This window comes from Pseudomonas citrullilanati (genome assembly GCF_030580855.1).
GTDB classification, from domain to species: Bacteria; Pseudomonadota; Gammaproteobacteria; order Pseudomonadales; family Pseudomonadaceae; genus Aquipseudomonas; species Aquipseudomonas citrulli.
This window is the reverse complement of record NZ_JAUQOP010000038.1, coordinates 1-17,744: the sequence shown is the minus strand read 5'-3', so window position 1 is coordinate 17,744 and position 17,744 is coordinate 1. Positions and strand designations below refer to the sequence as shown.

Genomic DNA, 17,744 nt, shown 5'->3' with positions numbered 1-17,744 from the left:
TTCACGCGATAACTATGTACCGCCTGCGCCGCGTCGTTCTTGCCCACTCTGGTCGCTTCCCATGGATGCGCCGGCCAACGGCGCCTAGATCGAGACACGACGATGACCACCGCCCCCACGCCTTTGCTGTTTCCCCACGTGCTGGACGCCAATCGCCTGGACGAACTGGACGACAGCCACGGCTTGACCCAGGCCGACCTCGACTGGCTGAAACACGCGACCCTGTCCAGCGACACGTTGCGCAAGGCGCAAACCCCACCGATGGCCGCGCAGTCGATCCACCTGCAGGGCGATGGAAAATCCCCGATCCCCCTGGCCGGCTGCTTCACGCTCAAGGCCCTGGCCGATAAGCGCACGACGACCGCCCAGCCGGCATTCCTCTATACGCCCTACGGCGGCATCGAGAAGTTCGACGACCCGGGGGCGCTGGACAGCCGTATCGAGGCCCTGCTGAAGGACAAGACGCAACGGGCCGAGCTGTTTCACTGGCTGTCGATCCCCCAGCGCACCGAACTGAACGGCAGCGCCGTCATCACCACGTCCAGCCAAGCCATCAGCGGTGACGTGTTCGCCGCCCTGATCGAGTCCGTTGAACAGGCCCAGGGGCTCAATGCCCAGGCCATGCTGAATGAACTGGTCGAGTTGCCGTCGCTGGCCTCGATGCTCGACCAGGTCTTGAACGATGTGCTGTCGAACTTCGACCACAAACAGGCCCGTGTCGCGCTGAGCGTTGACGCCGAGCCGGGTTCGGCAGGTGCAGGCCGGGTCACTCGCAACCTGTCCCTGAGCGAGGCGGTCCTGGTCTATTTTCACCATCAGGGCCGACCCGCCGGGCATGACGTCGACTTCATCCACCCGGGCATCACGACGACGCCGTCCAACAACCAGCAATGGCAAGCCATTCTCAGGGACACGGCCAGGAACCTCATCCCCAAGCTCACCGCGCGCCTTGACGCTTATTGGGATGCCATCGGCCCGTTCCACAGGTCGCGCCGGGACTTGCTCGCCCAGGTCATCAGCGATGGCTTTCGCGCTACCGTGCTGCTCCAGCGCGAGCGACGCCAACTGAGCGAAGCGCAAAGCCAGGAGCTGCTGCGCCTGTACCGTTCCCCGCGCCCGCAGGAACCGCTGCTGTTCGTCGAGTCGGTTCGTCTCTGGGAATACGCACCGCTTTACGTCGAACTGGCCGGCGCACTGATGATCAGCGCCAAGGAACATTACCTCTATACCCCCCACCACGGCCTGCTGAGCGTCGACAACCACCTGGGGTTCAAGGCCGCGCTGCTCGGTGCACCCGCCACGGTCGCCAAGAAGGATGCGCTCTACAGCCTGCTCAGCCTGCAAGAGCGCAACCGCTTCCAGCGCCTCGACGAGCCGCAGGTGTCGGGCAAGTCCGTCCAGTACCCGGTGTTCGAGTCCTTGGCCGGGGCGATCATCGACAAACAGATGAACAACCTGCACTACGCCATGGAGATGTCGCGCCAGGGCGCCATGGACGTTCATGCATTGGTCGACAAAGCGTTGGACATCCGCAGCCTGATCAACGGCAAGCTGTTGGAACGCCAGACCCAGGGGCACTGGAACACCCAGCCCTCTTTTTACGGGGAACTGCGCCTGTCCAACTTCATGGCGGACCGGCTGGAGCGCCAGGGCAACAGCTATAGAACGGTCGACCAGGCTTTCAATGGCCTGTTCAGCCAGTTGCCGCAATCCACCGACGTGGCACTGGACGACGCGCTTCGCAAGTTGTTGCCCGAACTGACCCACGTGTTCTCCCAGGGCTTGCGCGCAGAAGCCGAACTCAGGGAACTCAACGGCACCCTGCCGGCCGCCGCGCACGATCTCATCCGGACCGTGTTCGCCTTCGACGCCAAGAACCCGAATCGTACCCAGCGCCTGGGGGTCAAGGGTTTCCGGCCCGACGTCTATTCGTTGCGACTGGCCTGTACCCAGGATGGCTCGACGGTTTCCCTGGCCCTGGCCAACTGTTTCCTGTTGACCGAACGTGGCGGGTTGGACACGCCCTATTCCGGCCTGGGGATCGTCTGGACGCCCGCCGATGGCCTGCGGGCTTTTGCCTCCGTTGAACTGGCCAGACAACAACTGGACCGCTACCTGCTGGACCCGCACAAGCGCTTCGGCCTGCTCGCCAACCTGCCGCCGGCGCAACGCAAGCCCCATGGGGTCTATCGCCTGGAGGCGTTCGAGCTGATCGAGGACAACGTGCTGGTCAACCGGATGAGCTCGTTCATCGGCTATTTCGAAGCCGAGCATGGTTACCTGATGCAGCTGAAAGCCGGGGCCTGGCGCCTCGCCGGTCCCGCCCTGGTGGACAGTCTCAAGGCGCTGGTCGGCAGAGGCGCCCCCACCAACCTGGCGCGGGCCGCGCAAATCGCCGAGACCGACCGCTGGCAACAGAAACTGCCCGCCTGGCTCGGCACCGCAGCCCTCGAAGACCAACGGCTGCACATCGACCTGCTGGAGCAATACAAGGACAGCGTCAGCGACGGCAAGGACTATCTCGACGGTATCGAGCCCCTGTCTGCCTATGTGGACGCCAGGCTCATGGCGTTGCTGACCGCGCGCTTCGCCGACCAGCAACTCGACCCGGCCACGCTGCTGATCACACCGAAACTGGCGTTGGCTGGCCCGGCCATGTCACTGACCGAGTTTGCCCTGAACCACATCAATGTCACCGCCGCTCCGGGGTTCAAGATCTCCTCCATCCGCGGGCAGAAACTGCCGGACAGCCTGGACGAAGCAGCCATCCGGAAAATCCTGCTGTCGCTGGACATCCCCACCACTTACAAAAACCAGGTGCTGGACAAGCTGTCGGACACCGACGCGGCGGTCGAGGACAGGAAGCGCAGGTTCCGCCGGCAGGTACCTTGGCAATTGTTGCAGCATGCCCACGCGCGGCACCTGCAACAGCATCTCTCGCCAACGGCCTTCGACCTGATCCGCCAGGTACTGGACATCCCCGACGGCCTGGCGCGCCAAGCCGTGGAAGGCGCCGATGCCCTGGTACGTCCGCTGGAACTGATCAAGACCGCTGGCGCCGCGGCGGTCAAGGCGGTGGGCCTGTATCTGATTGGCCGAGGCGGCGCCGCCGGGCCGCAGATCCTGTATGCCCCCTATCATGTCGGCCACAGCTTCATCGAGTTCAAGGATGAAGCCAGCGTTGTCAGCGCCTTCAACATCCCGGGGGCGCTCCAGGACCTGCTGATTCGCCGACTGCCGGACCATCAGCAAGCCACGTTCAAGAACCTGTTCGCCAGCACCGTCGGGCAACTGTCGGAAATCACCCTGGGCAGTCGACCGATCCAGTCCAACTTGCTCGACACCTTGTTCAACGACAACCGGCAACTGTTGTCGCAGATGCTCGGCACGCAGGCCGACAAGCATCGCCAATTCGATTGGGAGACGGTCTTGCACCTGTTCAGCGCCGGGGTCAAGTTCATCGGCCGACAATTGCAGGGCAAGCTGGCCTTCATCGAAACGCTCTGGGAAAGCTACCAGGACTTCAAGGCCTCTGCCGAAGCATTGCAGGAGCACGACTGGAAGGCCGGCTTGCACAATTTCATCGCCGGCGCCGCCGAGATGGTGTCATTGGGGTGGATGAACCGCGACGACACCTTCGGCCTGCTCGCCCCGGTGGAACCCGATGCGCAGGCTATCCGCAGGGTGATGCCACCGCGTTGGCAGGACATCGCGTCCACCGCGCCGACCCGCACCAACCTGCAAGCCTTCGTCGCCCAAGGAGTGAGCCTGGCCGACCTCAAGGCGACCGCCATCGACAGCATCTACCAGGCCCAGGCGTCCGGCCGGTTCTACACCAGCGTGGCCGGCCAGGTCTTCGAAGTGGCCAAGGCCAACCGCACTTGGCGGGTGATCCATGAAAACGGCGAGGGCCCGCTGCTCAAGCTTTCCCACGATCGTCGCAAATGGCTGATCGATCCACAACGACAGACCATCCGCTACGGCAAAGTGATGTCCACCCTGGCCAATGCCTACAGCGACCACAAGGCGGGCGAGACGCTGAACATCGAAGCCCGGGGCATGGACGAAATACGCCGCAAATACCCGCGCCAGGCCACGGGCATCGTGCAAGCCCTGGAAATGGCGCGGTTCTACTGCGCCAACGCCCTTCACAACCTTGAGCAAGTCAAGCAAGGACCACCTTCGGGCTCCCGGCTGGATACGTTCCTCAAGTCGTTTTTCGGCGTCCATACCGTCGACGCCGGCCTGATCAAGACGATCCACACGGCGATCTCGCCCCTGTGCCAGGCCTTGGCCAACCCGACCTGGTTATCGCAGAACGGCCAGCGTATCGTCATCGGCAACCTCAAGAGCATTGCCGAGGGCGCGACGGCGTTCGTGCTCGAGCCAGGGACAATGGGCCGGATCTACCTCACCCAGTTGTTCTTCGATGCGGGGTTGGATAACTACAAGGCACTGGTCCCGGACACATTCAATGTCGACGCCCATGCCCAGGCGGCAACGCTCATCCATGAAATCTCCCACCAATTGTTCGATACGCTCGACATCGCCTACCTGGATGCACCGCTGCCCTTCCTGGACCTGATCGCGCGGGCCACGCACCTTGGGCGGGCGGCCCATGACCAGCAGCAGGACCTGCAGCGCAACGGGCTTTCATTGAATACGCCGCGCTCCAAGCTGTTCCGTGAATGGGACAGCGTCGCCAACGTGTCCAAGAGCCTGGAGCTGATTCCCCGTCACCAGGAGACGGTCAAGGCCATCCTGGAAATGACCGGGACGAGGAACCTGGATCAAGCGCGCAACGTTTTCCTGGACCCCCACCAGGCGGAAAAACGCATCAAGGTCATCCTGCGCAACGCGGACTCCATGACCCTGCTCATCTGCGAGCTGGGGCGGCGGCTCGACCCGGCGTGAGCGACTGCAATGGGCTGTTGGGTGACGTTGATCTTTTTTTCACGATGTGTGTGCGAAGGTGGGCGTTGTTCGAGTCTCTGGATGAAAACCGGCTCATTTGATGTGCAAACGCCATGACGGCGGTTCTCGGCAGCGCCTGCCGAAGGTTAGAATGCGGCAAACCAGGAAGAGTCAATGACCGAACCTACACTCTCGGAAGCCGAATACGACGCCATTACCGATGCAGCCGCCCATTGGTGCATGCGCTTGCACGCCAGCGACTGCACCGATGCCGAGCGGCAGGCCTTCAAGCAATGGCACGACGCCGATCCCCTGCATGCGTTCGAATATGAAGCCATGCTGGACATCTGGGCCACGGCCGATCAGTTGCCCCGCGCCGAACCTGCCCCGCTCGCGCCTGCACGGCCCCGGCCCCGCTCGCGCTGGAGCCGGCTGGCTGTCGCGGCGGCGGTACTGGTCATCGGCTTGCCCCTGGCGGCGTTCACCGGCTGGAACCTCGGTTGGGTGCCCAACGCCTACGAGCGCTTCGAAGCCGGTGCGACCGTGCGCCATGTGACCCTGGGCGATGGCAGCCAGGTGGAACTCAACCTGGGCAGCGAACTGGTGTTTGCCAACTACAAGCATGAGCGCCGGGTGACGCTGGAAAAGGGCGAGGCGTTTTTCGACGTCAGCCATGACCGGCAGCACCCCTTCGTCGTCCGTGCAGGCCAGGGCCAGGTGCGCGTGACGGGCACTCGCTTCAATGTCTGGATGTACCAGGACCAGGTCCGCGTCACGCTGGTGGAAGGCTCCGTCTGGGTGACCAGCAACCAGGCGCACGGCAGTACCGGTTCGCAACTGTCCCCTGGCATGCAGGCCAGCTACAAGGCCGGCGACCACCAGCCGCAGGTTCGCGACATCGACGCCAGCGACAGTTCACTGGCGTGGCGCAGCGGCAAGCTGGTGCTGGACAACCTCTCGCTCAGCGACGCCCTGCCGCTGATCAACCGCTACCTCGCCCGCCCGGTCATGCTCGCCGACAACAGCACCGGCGCGCTGCGCATCGGCGGGATCTACAACCTCAACGAAGTGCAGAACCTGGTGCCCTCCCTGCCCAAGGTCCTGCCGGTTTACCTGACACAGAACCAGGACGGCAACCCGGTCCTCAACGGCATAGGGCAACGGCCGGCGGGGCATTGAACCTCGCTATGGGTGATCAGTCGATTTCGCGAGCGGGCTCGCTCCCACAGTGGTTTTCGATGTTCCCTGCACAAGTGAGGGTTCAGTGGCGGCGCTTCAGCGTCTCGGAAGGCAATTCGCCGAACTGTTTGCGGTAGCTGTCGGAAAACCGCCCCAGGTGCAGGAAGCCATAGTCCAGGGCCACTTCGGTGACGTTGCGCACGTTGCAGTCCGGGTCGCTCAGGCAGGCCTTGACGCGTTCCAGGCGTTGCTGGCGGATGTAGTTTCCAGGCGTGGTGCCGGCATGGCGTTCGAACAATCCATACAGCGACCGCCGGCTCATCCGCGCCTGGCGGGCGAGTTCCTCGCTGTCGATGTCCTGCTTGAGATGACGGGCGATGTAGTCGGCGAGCCCTTCGAACGTGGCCGCCTGTGAACCGTGGGGGCCGGCATGGGCATCACCCTGGTGCCGGCGTCGGTGCAGGTATTGCACCGCGACGACATCGGTTTCTGCACGTTGCTGGAGGACGACGCGACCTCGCCGATCATCCTGAGCCGGCGGGCAAATGACACGTCGTGCGCAATGAATCATTGCCTGGCCGTGATCGACGCGCTGAGGGAAGAACTCGGGCGGGCCTGATCCGTTCTTTTCACCGGCAGGAAAATTAACGAAACGAGCGGCATCGCGGGCGGTCTAGAACAATAAGCCCATCTGATGAGAGTGTTCTTATGTTGAAATTCCTTGGCGGCACCGTTGGCATCATTTTCCTGATCGGCCTGATCGTGGTCATCGCCCTGTTCAAGTTCATCTTCTGATTGCAAGGACCGCTTGCACGAGGGCGATTGCTGGCGTCGGAGGGCGCAGTGCTGCGCAACCCGGCGGGAGCAAGCGCCCTCGCCACAAACGGGTCGATGGGTGTGACTGGCCCAGGCTCAAGCCAACAGCGCGGTAATCCATTGAATCTGGCGGGCCACGGCCTGCCGCTTTTCCTCGGGCACCGTTTGTTTTGCCTGGGTAAAACTGGCCAGGGTCTTGTGCCGCTGGCGCAGCAGGCGCTGCCACTTGGCCAGGAAAGCCGGGCTGCGTGATTGCATCTGCAACGGACCGAAGTACAGCTCTTCGGCAGAGTACGTCACCGGGCCCGTGCGCTCGGCGACGATGATTTCGTAGTCGAAGCGGTTTTCCCGCAGCACTTCTTCAGAAAGAATCCGGTAGTCGTTTTCCATCAGCCACTGGCGCAGCGGCTGTTCGCCGCCGTTGGGTTGCAGGATCAAGCGTTCGTGGCCGCTCAAGCGCGCCTTGCCGCTGTCGAGGATGTCGCGGATCGTTTCGCCGCCCATGCCACACAGGCTGATCGCGGTGATCCCGTCACTCGGTTCGATAGCTGCGAGCCCGTTCGCCAGGCGCACGGTGATCAGCTGCTCCAGCCCGTTTTCGCGCACACTGCGCTCGGCGGCCGCGAACGGCGTCAACGCCAACTCCCCGGCCACCGCACAGGCGATAGCGCCACGGCGCATCAACGCCACCGGCAGGTAGCCGTGATCCGAACCGATATCGGCCAACCGTGCGCCCCTTGGTACGTGCGCCGCCACGCGTTCCAGGCGCATGGACAATGTCTGTTCGTTCAACGGCCGCCCCTCGTCACCCTCCACCTCCGGCACCTTTGCCGGATCGGGGGGGGATTCTGGCGAGCCGCGTCGCGGATTTCAAATCCGGGCGACAAACATCAGCGCTCGCCTCGGTCGACAGACTAAGGTATGGATATCCGCCCTTGCTTCCCCGCCTCTTCGTACCGCGCCCGCAGCACCTCGGCCAGGCGCTGCTTGGCCTGGTCTTCGCCGTGGATCAGGCGGATTTCCCCGGGCCATGTCTTCATGCGGGTGACAAAACCCACCAGGTCAGCCTGGTCGGCATGGGCCGAATAGCCGCCGACGCTGTCGACACCCGCCCGGATATCGACGCGGCAGCCCTCCAGCATCACAAAACCGCCTTCGGGCCCATGGGTCATAATGTCCCGCCCGGGCGTCCCCTTGCCTTGATAGCCGACAAACACGACGTTATGCCGCGGGTCGCCCAACAGTTTCTTCAGGTAGTTGACGATTCGCCCGCCGGAGCACATGCCGTTCCCGGCAATCACGATCGCGGGCCGGGCGGTTTCGGCCAGGTGCTCGACAATGCGCAGGTGCTCGTCATGGCTATCGACCGTGATGAGCTGCTTGAACGACAGCGGCTTGCGGCCTTGTTCCAGGCGTTGCCGGGCATCGTCATCCCAGAAGCCTTGCAGCTCCTTGTAGGTGCGGGTGAATTGGCTGGCGAGCGGCGAATCGAGAATGATGGGGATCTGCGGCCAATCGATATCGGGCGCGCCGCCCTTGGCGCTGGCCGGTTTTTCGCCATCTGCTGGGGACAGGCCTTTTTCGTGAAGGATTTCTTCCAGTTCATACAGCAGGTCCTGGGTCCGGCCGATGCTGAACGAGGGGATCAGCACCGTGCCCTGGTCCGCCAGCGCCCGTTCGATGGCAGCCAGCAGACGCTCGCGGCGATGGACACGGTCTTCGTGCCGGCGATCACCGTAGGTGCTCTCCATGATCAACAGGTCCGCGCGCTCGGGCGGCACCAGGTCGGGCAGGATCGGCGAATGAGGTGCCCCGAGGTCGCCGCTGAACACTACGCGCCGGGCCGCCGCCCCCTCGCTCAGCTCCAATTCGACATACGCCGAGCCCAGGACATGCCCGGCCGGTTGCAGGCGCACCTTGCAACCGGCCTGGTCGGCTTCGTGCAGGGTGAACCAATGGTCGTAGGGCAAGGCGATGATGCGTTGTTCGACCACCTTGAGGTAGCGCTCCAGCTGTTCCTGGTCGCGACTGATGGCCAGGCGAAACGCGTCCTCCAGCACAATCGGCAGCAGCCGCGCCGACGGTTCGCTGCACAGGATCGGGCCTTCGAAACCCGCCGCCAGCAGATTGGGGATCCGCCCGACATGGTCGATGTGCACGTGGGTGACGATCAGCGCCTTGATGCCTTCGATGGGAAAGTCCAGGGCCAATGCGTCGTCCCCGCCCAACCCTTCGTCCTCGCCCTGGAACTGGCCGCAGTCGATCAGCAGGCTGTTGCTGTCGTCCATCCAGACCTGATGGCACGAGCCGGTCACGCCTTCGTGCGCGCCGTGGTGAATGACGTTCGGATTGTTCATCGGATTTCCTTGGGCGACGATCGCTTGACGTGCTTTTGGCACCGCGCCGGGGCGGATAGTTTCACCGATTGCCGGCGGCGACGTTGTCGATGAAGATGTCCTCGGCGCAAAGCACGATCACCCTGGCTTGGCCCCTGGACGCCTTGAGCAAGCACGGCTAGGCATCCCCGACGACGATCGTCGAAGCTACTCCCGACCGTACTTCCAGGAAATGACGCCAGTGCCTGATCTGCCGAACCACCATGCTTACCTGAAACGCTTCGACGCGGTCCTTGCCTACATCGAGGCCCATCTCGACGGGGACCTGTCGGTGAATGCGCTGAGCCAGGTGGCGAACTTCTCGGCGTTTCACTTTCACCGCCAGTTCACGGCGTTCGTCGGGGTCCCCGTCTCACGCTATGTGCAACTGATGCGGCTGCGGCAAGCGGCCCATCGGCTGACCGCCCAGGCGGACTGCTCGGTGCTGGATGCCGCGCTCGGGGCAGGCTTCGAAAGCCCCGAGGCGTTCAGCCGGGCATTCAGGCGAGCCTTCGGCCTGTCGCCCAGCGCTTTTCGCAAGGCGCCGAACTGGCAGGTCTGGAATGCGGTCTTCGCCATCCCTCACTTTTCCAGGAGCATCATCATGCAAGTCAAAATCGTGCAACGTGCCGAAACCAGAGTCGCCGCCCTTGAACACTGCGGCCCTCCCGGACTCGTGGACGAGAGTGTGCGCAACTTCGTCGAGTGGCGAATGCGCAGCGGGCAATCGCCGGTGGCATCGAGTCGAACCTTCGGCATTCCCTACGGCAACCCCGATACCACCCCGGCGCACGCGTTCCGCTTCGCCATCTGCGGGGAAATCCACGAGGCCGTGGCACCGAATGAATGGGGTGTCCACGAGCGCGTCATTGCCGGGGGCCGCTACGTGGTGGTGCGCCATTGCGGATCGCCGGATCACATCGGCGAAACGATCTATCCGATCTACCGGGACTGGCTGCCCACCAGCGGCGAGGAACTGCGCAACGAGCCGCTGTTCTTCGAATACCTGAGCGTCTACCCCGAAACGCCGAAGAGCCAATGGCAGACGGACGTGTATGTGCCGTTGCAGTAGCCCTGCGGGCACTCGTCCTACTTGACCTCGACCAGCCGCTGGGTGTTCGAGCCGTCCAGGGACAGGTGGATGACGCCGGCCTTGCTGGGGAAGTTCGGCGCGTCGTCGTCGGTATTCTCCATCACCGGAATGTCGATCAGCGTCTGCTCGCCCGCCGGGTCGCTGACCAGCTTGGCGTTCAGTTTATCGATCGAGCGCCAGCTGTCACCGCCGATGCGAATGACGTCCAGCAGGCTGTAATGCAGCATGCCTTCTTCATTCTCTTCGGGCGTGAAAGCGGCCAGGTACTGGCTGTAGTTGTTGCCACCGCCAAAGCCTTCGATGGTGAACAATGCCAGTGTCACTTGGCTTTCCTCGCCGGTGTTCAAGGTCTGGGCGGTCGTCGCCTCCGGATAGCCGGTGGCATAACTGTCCTGGAGCAACGCCACCAGGTGCCCGACCTGCTCTTGCAGCTCCTTCGGAACGGCGGCCGGCGCGGCGGCGTGGGTCAGGGCAGAAAACAGGAACAGGCTGGCAGCAAGCAGACGCAGTTTCATGGGGAAGTCCAAGGTGTTGGAAGGCAATCGCCGATGGTAGCGCGTGGATGGAAATTTGCTATTGAATTTCTAGATGGCATTGGGGGTAGCCGCGGGAGACCGGGCGGCTGCCGGGCCGCCTTCGCGAGCAGGCTCGCTCCCGCAGGTTCGGCTCACTTCCCGTGCGAGCCTGCTCGCGAAAGCCATGGCCCAGCCCCCCACTCAAGGCTGTCGCCTCAGGTACATCCCCGGCAAGTCCTCCGCAGACTCAAACCCTTCGTTATGGCTGATCACCGCGAACCCGGGAAGCAGTTGAATATGATAAGCGCCCCCGTCCCCCAGCGCCTGCGCGCCCCGCACGATCACCAGGTTGCCCGTCTCCATCGGCACCACCTGGTGGTCACGCAGGATTTCCCGGGAAGTCGCGGCGTCTGTCACCGTCACGGTGAACTCTGCCACTTCCCTGCCCTGGGCATCCCGGTCGGGCAGGATCTTCAAGTCCAGGTCGGCGTTGTGCCCCTGGGGATCCTTGCGCAACTGGTAATGGCCGTTGCGCTGGGCGGAACCGACAGTGCCGGTTTTTTCCGGGTCCGGTTCGCCAGTCCCAGCGTGCAAGACGATCGCCAATTGACGGTCATCCCCCTTGACGCCACTGATCCAGGTGCCGGTGTAGCCATAAGGTTCAACCTGTTCCTGGGTGATCCGCCAGATACCGGTCTGGTGGCCATCGTCAGCGAACTCCTGGAGGATCGCATAGCTGTCGTCACCCTCGTTGTCCATGAAGCCGGCCAATCTGATCGGCTTGCCATTGCCGCTCTTGGTGTAGCGCACTTCGCCTGTCACCAGCGCGCCCTGTTCCTGGTACCAGAGCTCGACCGGGACCTTCCCGCCAAGGGTCCCCTTGAGCATCACCGGGTCGCTGATCGCAGGACCTTGCACGGTGGCTTGCTCTTGCCACTCGCCGTCTTTCAGCTCGCCAAAGGTGTGCAGCGTGTAGCCACGGGGCATGCTGGTTTCATCGCCCAGTTCGCTTGGCTCGATCTCCTCGTCGCTGGACGAACGAAGCCGGACCAGCGTGTCACCCTGCATCTGCCACTGGGTAGAGCGAGTCGAGGTGTCGTCTCGGTCGGTCTGGGTGAACAGGATGCGGTCTTGCGCGATCACCGAGAACATCCCGCTGCTGGCCTCCTTCGCCAACGCCGTCAGGGCCGCATTGAGTATCCATTGGGGTTTCTGCGGGTCTTGCAGATAGACGTCGAACATCGGTTTGTAGCTCGACTCAGGGTCCGTGCCGTTGCGAATCGCCAGGTCCTGGCGACCATCGAAATTGAAGTCGGCGAAGTACAACAGGCTGAAGGGCCCCAGCAGCCAGGCGTTGACCTTGCCGTTGCGATCGACCGGCACGTTGCCGGCGGGCGTCTGCAACTGCTGCAGGACTTGCAGCGTCTGGTTGTCGCGCACGGTGATGAACGCCTGCGCCAATTGTTCCGGGTCTTCGGGCGGCTCCGGGATCAGCACGTCGACCCGGTATTGGCCGTCGCGGTCATTGACCGAAAATGCACGCGGCTCGGCCATCACTGGTGTCGCCAGGGTCATAAAGAGAAGCACGCCACTGACAAGCGAACGCATCCATCGCTTCCTTGCTGAAATTCGGGGGGCGCAGTGTAGCGGCAAGCCTAATGGCCCGCCAAGCGTGAGCCGGATCGACGCCTGGTCGGCGATCCCCCTTGGATCTTCTCTCATCGCTTCTTTGCTTTATCATGGCCCCCACTCAATTCCCCGAATGATGGAACGACCATGACTTTCGATTTCGACACGGTGTTCGAGCGCCACGGCACCGGCAGCACCAAATGGAGTCGCTACCCGGCCGATGTGCTGCCGATGTGGGTGGCGGACATGGACTTCCCTGCCCCGCCCGTGGTCATCGAGGCGCTGCACAAGCGCCTGGAACACCCGATGCTGGGCTACAGCGTGGCCCAGGACAACCTTCGCGCAGCGGTCGTGGCCGACTTGTGGAGCAAGTACGCCTGGCGGGTCGAGCCCCAGCAGATCGTCTTCCTGCCGGGGGTGGAGCCGGGTTTCAACATGGCGCTGCATGCGCTGGTGGCGCCCGGGCAGAATGTCGTGGTGCAGGTGCCCAATTACCCGCCGCTGCGCAACGCCCCGGGGCATTGGCAGTTGGACAAGGTGGAGCTGGGCTTCACCGCGCTCAATGGCGAGTTCCACACGCCGCTCGGCCCGCTGCGCGAGGCCCTGCAAGGCGGCGGCGCGTTGTTGTTGAGCAACCCCCACAACCCGCTGGGCAAGGTGTTCGGCCGGGAAGAACTGCAGGCGGTGGCCGACATCTGCCTGGCGCAGGACGCCTGGATCATCTCCGATGAAATCCATGCCGACCTGTGCTTCGACGGGCGCGTGCACATCCCGACCGCTTCCCTCGGCCCGGAAATCGCCGCGCGCACCATTACCCTGATGTCCGCCAGCAAGGCCTATAACATCGCCGGGTTGAAGACCTCGTTCGCCATCATCCAGGACGCCAAGGTGCGCGAGCGGGTCAACGCGGCCCGCGCCGGCATGGTCGACAGCGTCAATGCCCTGGGGCTGGAAGCGACCTGCGCGGCCTACAGCGAAGCCGGCCCGTGGCTCGCCGCCTTGAAGACGTACCTGCAAGCCAACCGCGACTACCTGGTGCAGGCGGTGAACACCCGCCTGCCGGGCATCACCATGACCGTGCCCCAGGGTACCTACCTGGCCTGGCTGGATTGTTCGGCTCTGGGGCTGGAGGATCCACAGGGGTTCTTCCTCAAGGAAGCCAAGGTCGGCCTGAGCGCCGGCCTGGATTTCGGCGACGACGCCGGCCAGTTCGTGCGCCTGAACTTCGGCTGCCCACGGGCATTGCTCGAGGAAGGGCTGGCGCGGATGGAGCGTAGCCTCAAGGCTCGGGGCTGACGGCGTTAGCGAGGGAGCTTGCTCCCTCGTCATCACGTACGCTGGTGATCACGCCGGCAGGTCCGGTGCATGCACGAAACACAACTTGTTCCCCTCCGGGTCCCGACAATACGCGCCGAAATACCCCGGGCAGTAATGCGCCCGCAGGCCCGGCGCGCCTTCGTCAGTGCCGCCCAGGGCGAGGGCCTGCTCCCAGGCGGCTTGCACGGCCTGGGGTGAATCGGCGGCGAAACTGACCTGCATGCCGTTGCCCCACGTGGCGGGCAGGCCGTTGAACGGCAGCTGCACGAACACCTGCGGCCACGCCTTGCCGGGCAGGTGCCAGCCCTCCCCGGGCGGCCCTGTATCGTTTTCGCTGGGCGCACGCACCAGGCCCAGGGTGCCAAGGACCGCGTCGTAGAAAGCGACCATTTTCGGCAAGTCGCGTGCGCCGATCATGATGTGACTGAACATGCCTGACTCCTTTTCTTTTTCATTCAACGGGACTGCCCAGGCCGAACGGGCGGTGCACGCCTATCGACCGACCGGCCAATCCGACCGAACTCTGCCCACGGTGCCCCGGTCCACCCTCCATCGCAACCACAGCCTGCATGGAGAACGATCATGGCCGACTACCCTACTCCGCCGTTTCCGAAACAAAGCCAGCCCGTCCCCGGTTCCCAAAGGAAAATGGACCCTTATCCGGACTGTGGCGAGCAGAGCTACCGCGGCTCCGGTCGCCTGGCGAACAAGATAGCCCTGATTACCGGTGCCGACAGTGGCATTGGTCGCGCCGTGGCGATTGCGTTCGCCCGTGAAGGCGCTGATGTGGCGATTTCCTACCTGGACGAGCATGAAGACGCCCGGGAAACCGCCCGCTGGGTCGAACAGGCGGGCCGCCAGTGCCTGCTGCTGCCCGGCGACCTGGCCGACAAGGCCCAGTGCCGCAAAGTGGTCGACGACACCGTCGCCCGGTTCGGGCGCATCGATGTCCTGGTCAACAATGCCGCGTTCCAGATGACCCACGAAAACCTCGAAGACATCCCCGACGAGGAATGGGTGCGCACCTTCGATATCAACATCACCTCGATGTTCCGCATCTGCCAGGCGGCCGTCCCCCACATGCAGGCCGGGGCATCGATCATCAACACCAGCTCGGTCAATTCCGACATGCCCAAGCCGACGCTGCTGGCCTACGCCACCACCAAGGGCGCGATCGCCAATTTCACCGGCGGCCTGGCCCAGATGCTGGGGCCCAAGGGCATCCGCGTGAACAGCGTGGCGCCAGGCCCGATCTGGACGCCGTTGATCGTGGCGACGATGCCGGAGGAGGAGGTACAGAACTTCGGTTCCCAGACGCCGCTGGGCCGGCCAGGACAACCGGTGGAAGTGGCGCCGATCTATGTGCTGCTGGCGTCGGACGAGTCCAGCTACATCTCCGGTTCGCGGTATGGGATCACGGGCGGCAAGCCAATTCTCTGAACCGCCAGCACCGATACCCGTGGCCAGGGGCCTACGCCCTTGCCACGGGCCTTGGGGACATGCTCAGGATGACTCCTTGGCAATCACCGAGATCTTGCCGTTGCGCTCGATGATCGCAAACTTGATCTGCTCCAGGGTCTCGATACCCTGGCTCGCACGGGCCGCTTCCATGATGTCTTCCTCCACCAGCCGGGCGTGACGCAGGCGACCTCGCAGTATCCGGCCGTCCTCGACAATGATGGTCGGCCCGCCATCGATCAGTTGCGACACCCGCCTGGAACGCAGCTTGAGCAACGACAGGCCGACGTCGATGGCAATCAGCGTGACGATCACCATCAGCGAATTGGTCAGCGAAAAATCATCCCCCAACAGCGCCTGTTGCGTCGCCTCGCCGATGACCATCAGCAGCACGAAATCGAAGGTGGTGATCTCCGCCAGCGACCGGCGACCGGCGATCTTGAACAGGACCAGCAAGGCTACATAGATGGCGGCGGCGCGCAGCACGGAATCCATAGGTCACCTAAGGGAAAATGAAAGCGTCGAAACTGACTGCGCTGCCACCGGCCATGGCGATGCGACTGTGGTAGGTGCCCAGGCCCTCGCTGAGTACCGACAGGTAAAGAGTGGCCTGCCCCTGCGCGTCCGCCTGGACCCAGAACTTCATGCCCTTGCCCGCGCCCGCCGAGCGCAGGGGCTGGGGCTGCAAGGCCTCGACGTCGAAACCTTCGAGCCAATCGCCGCCCAGTTCCACTTCGAGCACCGCGTCGGGCTGGCCCTTGAGATGAAGGGTCAGCGAATTGGTCGAGCCGTTGCGGTGGAACCGTTCATATTCGACGCCGAGCCGGCCATCGCGGCTCCATGCCTCACCAGCGCTCAAGGGGCCGTGGGAAAATAGGCCGAGCAACGTCAGCAGCACCAGCAACACCAGGATGTACCAGCCGACCCGCTCGAACCGCCAGACCTTGAGCTGGTAGGCCATGTCCTCGCGCACCGGGAATGTGCGGCTGTGAAAGTCCTCTGGATCGCCGGGCCGGGCCATGCCTTCACCTATCGGGATTCGCCCGCCAGGACGCGTTGATGGAAGTGGCGCAGTTGCAACAGCGCGTGCTCGGCGGCGCGCAACTGCACCTGGTTGCGACTGCCGAAGAAACGCTCCTGGCGGCTGAATAACGCACGCTTGCCCTTCACTTCGAAGGCCCAGGCGAAACACACGGTGCCGGCCGGAATGCCGTCCATGTCGTCCGGCCCGAGAATGCCGGTGGTGGCCACGGCCACATTGGCGTCGGCATCGTGCAACGCGCCCAGGGCCATTTCCTCGGCCACTTCGCAACTGGTGAGGTTGAAGGTGTCGATGGTCCGGGCACTGACGCCCAGCAATCGCTGCTTGGCCTCGGGGGAGTACACCACGTAGCCGCTTTCGATCAGCGAGCCGCTGCCGGGGATCTCGGCCAGCATCGTCACGATCAGTCCGGCGGTACAGGATTCGGCCGTGGTCAGGCGCAGTTCATGTTCACGCAAGTAGTCAACCATCGTTTGGGCAACAGTCATGGCACACAGTCCTCCAGGGGTGCTGATGGGTTGACCCTGTGGGCACGGATTCATTCCCTCTGATCGGAGGACTGCGCGCGCAGGCCAAATAAATGAAACCTCGGGCCCGGGGTGCACCTCAAAATTGCAGGGCCTCACGCTGAGGCCGTCTCGATCAGGAGGTCGCCATGTCTGCACTGTTCGTCAAACTGTTCACCCACCCTGAGTTCGCCTGGAAGGACATTCGCGAAGAAGAGCAAGCTCACCCGCGTCATTACCTGGCTCACTTGTTGTTGCTGGCCTTGATTCCGGCAGCCTGCCTGTTCGTGGGGATCACCTGGACCGGCTGGAGCCTGGCGGAAAACGAAACCGTGCGCCTGACCCAGGCCAGCGCGCTGCAACTGTGCGTGTTGCTGTACCTGACCATCGTCGCCGGCGTGGCGCTGATGGGGGTGTTCATTCGCTGGATGTCCCGCACTTTCGAAGCGCGGCCGACTCTCAACCAGTGCATCGGCTTCGCCGCCTATACCGCCACGCCGTATTTCCTCGCCGGGATTTCCGGGCTGTACCCGAGTCGTTGGCTGGCGGTGGCTGTGCTGTTGGCAGCCTCGGCCTACTCGACATTCCTGCTCTTCGTCGGCCTGCCGCGGTTCATGAACCTGAAGAAGGAACAAGGCCTGCTCTACTCGGCGTGTGTCTGGGGCGTGGGGTTGCTGGTGCTGGTGACCATCCTGGTGGAGATGATCCTGCTCTGGTTCAACGTGCTGCAGCCGGAGTACCTGCGGGTGCCGGTGGGTTGATTGCCCGCACGACGTAAAGAGACAGCGGTGGGGGGGGGGGGGGGGGGGGGGGCCCCGGGGCGCGGGGGGGGGGGGGCGGGGGGCCGGGGGGGGGCCCGCCCCCCCCCCCCCTGCGCCCGCCAGCCCCTGGGGGGGTTTT

15 protein-coding genes and 2 pseudogenes are annotated in these 17,744 nt (G+C 63.8%); 8 read left to right on the top strand and 9 right to left on the bottom strand.

Annotated features, from left to right (window positions below; translation table 11 throughout):
• Window positions 1-102: 102 nt before the first annotated feature.
• A complete protein-coding gene (locus Q6A48_RS21020) occupies window positions 103-4,914 on the top strand; it encodes a dermonecrotic toxin domain-containing protein (protein ID WP_304556154.1) in 4,812 nt (1,603 codons plus the stop codon).
• Window positions 4,915-5,088: 174 nt separating this feature from the next.
• A complete protein-coding gene (locus Q6A48_RS21015; protein ID WP_304556153.1) occupies window positions 5,089-6,093 on the top strand; it encodes a FecR family protein in 1,005 nt (334 codons plus the stop codon).
• Window positions 6,094-6,175: 82 nt separating this feature from the next.
• Here the strand turns inward: Q6A48_RS21015 and Q6A48_RS21010 are convergent.
• Window positions 6,176-6,511: pseudogene (locus Q6A48_RS21010) on the bottom strand (helix-turn-helix transcriptional regulator); the annotation flags it as partial.
• Between Q6A48_RS21010 and Q6A48_RS21005 the strand changes: the two are divergent.
• Window positions 6,512-6,712 (top strand): annotated as a pseudogene (locus Q6A48_RS21005) (LysR family transcriptional regulator); the annotation flags it as partial.
• Window positions 6,713-6,801: 89 nt separating this feature from the next.
• Complete coding sequence (locus Q6A48_RS26235; protein WP_442087941.1) at window positions 6,802-6,888, top strand: small membrane protein YohP; 87 nt, start codon at window positions 6,802-6,804, stop codon at window positions 6,886-6,888.
• Window positions 6,889-7,005: 117 nt separating this feature from the next.
• On the opposite strand, the gene Q6A48_RS21000 is transcribed toward Q6A48_RS26235, so the two are convergent.
• Together Q6A48_RS21000 and Q6A48_RS20995 are read right to left on the bottom strand one after the other, a co-directional pair.
• On the bottom strand, window positions 7,006-7,701 hold the full coding sequence (locus Q6A48_RS21000) for a tRNA (adenine(22)-N(1))-methyltransferase (RefSeq protein WP_304556152.1): 696 nt from the start codon (window positions 7,699-7,701) through the stop codon (window positions 7,006-7,008).
• A gap of 122 nt (window positions 7,702-7,823) precedes the next feature.
• The gene (locus Q6A48_RS20995) at window positions 7,824-9,266 is read right to left on the bottom strand and encodes an MBL fold metallo-hydrolase (protein WP_304556151.1); all 1,443 of its coding nucleotides are present in this window, start codon (window positions 9,264-9,266) and stop codon (window positions 7,824-7,826) included.
• A gap of 211 nt (window positions 9,267-9,477) precedes the next feature.
• Between Q6A48_RS20995 and Q6A48_RS20990 the strand changes: the two genes are divergently transcribed.
• Window positions 9,478-10,356, top strand: a complete 879-nt coding sequence (locus Q6A48_RS20990; protein WP_369811722.1) for an AraC family transcriptional regulator — start codon at window positions 9,478-9,480, stop codon at window positions 10,354-10,356.
• 17 nt (window positions 10,357-10,373) lie between these two features.
• Here the strand turns inward: Q6A48_RS20990 and Q6A48_RS20985 are convergent, their stop codons facing one another.
• Both Q6A48_RS20985 and Q6A48_RS20980 read right to left on the bottom strand, forming a co-directional pair.
• Window positions 10,374-10,892 carry a hypothetical protein gene (locus Q6A48_RS20985; RefSeq protein ID WP_304556149.1) on the bottom strand — a complete coding sequence of 173 codons (519 nt, stop codon included), beginning with the start codon at window positions 10,890-10,892 and terminating at the stop codon, window positions 10,374-10,376.
• A gap of 201 nt (window positions 10,893-11,093) precedes the next feature.
• Window positions 11,094-12,500: an XAC2610-related protein gene (locus Q6A48_RS20980; protein ID WP_304556148.1), complete on the bottom strand. Its 1,407-nt coding sequence runs from the start codon at window positions 12,498-12,500 to the stop codon at window positions 11,094-11,096.
• A gap of 168 nt (window positions 12,501-12,668) precedes the next feature.
• On the opposite strand from Q6A48_RS20980, the gene Q6A48_RS20975 reads away from it, so the two are divergent.
• Window positions 12,669-13,817 (top strand): MalY/PatB family protein, encoded by a 1,149-nt coding sequence (locus Q6A48_RS20975; protein ID WP_304556147.1) that lies wholly within the window; start codon window positions 12,669-12,671, stop codon window positions 13,815-13,817.
• A gap of 48 nt (window positions 13,818-13,865) precedes the next feature.
• Here the strand turns inward: Q6A48_RS20975 and Q6A48_RS20970 are convergent, their stop codons facing one another.
• Complete coding sequence (locus Q6A48_RS20970; protein ID WP_304556146.1) at window positions 13,866-14,270, bottom strand: VOC family protein; 405 nt, start codon at window positions 14,268-14,270, stop codon at window positions 13,866-13,868.
• 150 nt (window positions 14,271-14,420) lie between these two features.
• Between Q6A48_RS20970 and Q6A48_RS20965 the strand changes: the two genes are divergently transcribed.
• Window positions 14,421-15,278, top strand: a complete 858-nt coding sequence (locus Q6A48_RS20965) for an SDR family oxidoreductase (protein WP_304556145.1) — start codon at window positions 14,421-14,423, stop codon at window positions 15,276-15,278.
• Between the two features lie 63 nt (window positions 15,279-15,341).
• Here Q6A48_RS20965 and Q6A48_RS20960 read toward each other — a convergent pair whose 3' ends face one another.
• Genes Q6A48_RS20960 through Q6A48_RS20950 form a run of 3 tightly spaced genes read right to left on the bottom strand, consistent with a single transcriptional unit; the run spans window position 15,342 to window position 16,826 of the window.
• Window positions 15,342-15,791: a DUF421 domain-containing protein gene (locus tag Q6A48_RS20960; RefSeq protein ID WP_304556144.1), complete on the bottom strand. Its 450-nt coding sequence runs from the start codon at window positions 15,789-15,791 to the stop codon at window positions 15,342-15,344.
• A gap of 7 nt (window positions 15,792-15,798) precedes the next feature.
• Window positions 15,799-16,317 carry a hypothetical protein gene (locus Q6A48_RS20955; RefSeq protein ID WP_304556143.1) on the bottom strand — a complete coding sequence of 173 codons (519 nt, stop codon included), beginning with the start codon at window positions 16,315-16,317 and terminating at the stop codon, window positions 15,799-15,801.
• An 8-nt stretch (window positions 16,318-16,325) separates the two neighbouring features.
• Window positions 16,326-16,826 (bottom strand): CinA family protein, encoded by a 501-nt coding sequence (locus tag Q6A48_RS20950; protein WP_304556142.1) that lies wholly within the window; start codon window positions 16,824-16,826, stop codon window positions 16,326-16,328.
• Window positions 16,827-16,993: 167 nt separating this feature from the next.
• Between Q6A48_RS20950 and Q6A48_RS20945 the strand changes: the two genes are divergently transcribed.
• Window positions 16,994-17,605 carry a Yip1 family protein gene (locus Q6A48_RS20945; RefSeq protein WP_304556141.1) on the top strand — a complete coding sequence of 204 codons (612 nt, stop codon included), beginning with the start codon at window positions 16,994-16,996 and terminating at the stop codon, window positions 17,603-17,605.
• Window positions 17,606-17,744: the final 139 nt, after the last annotated feature.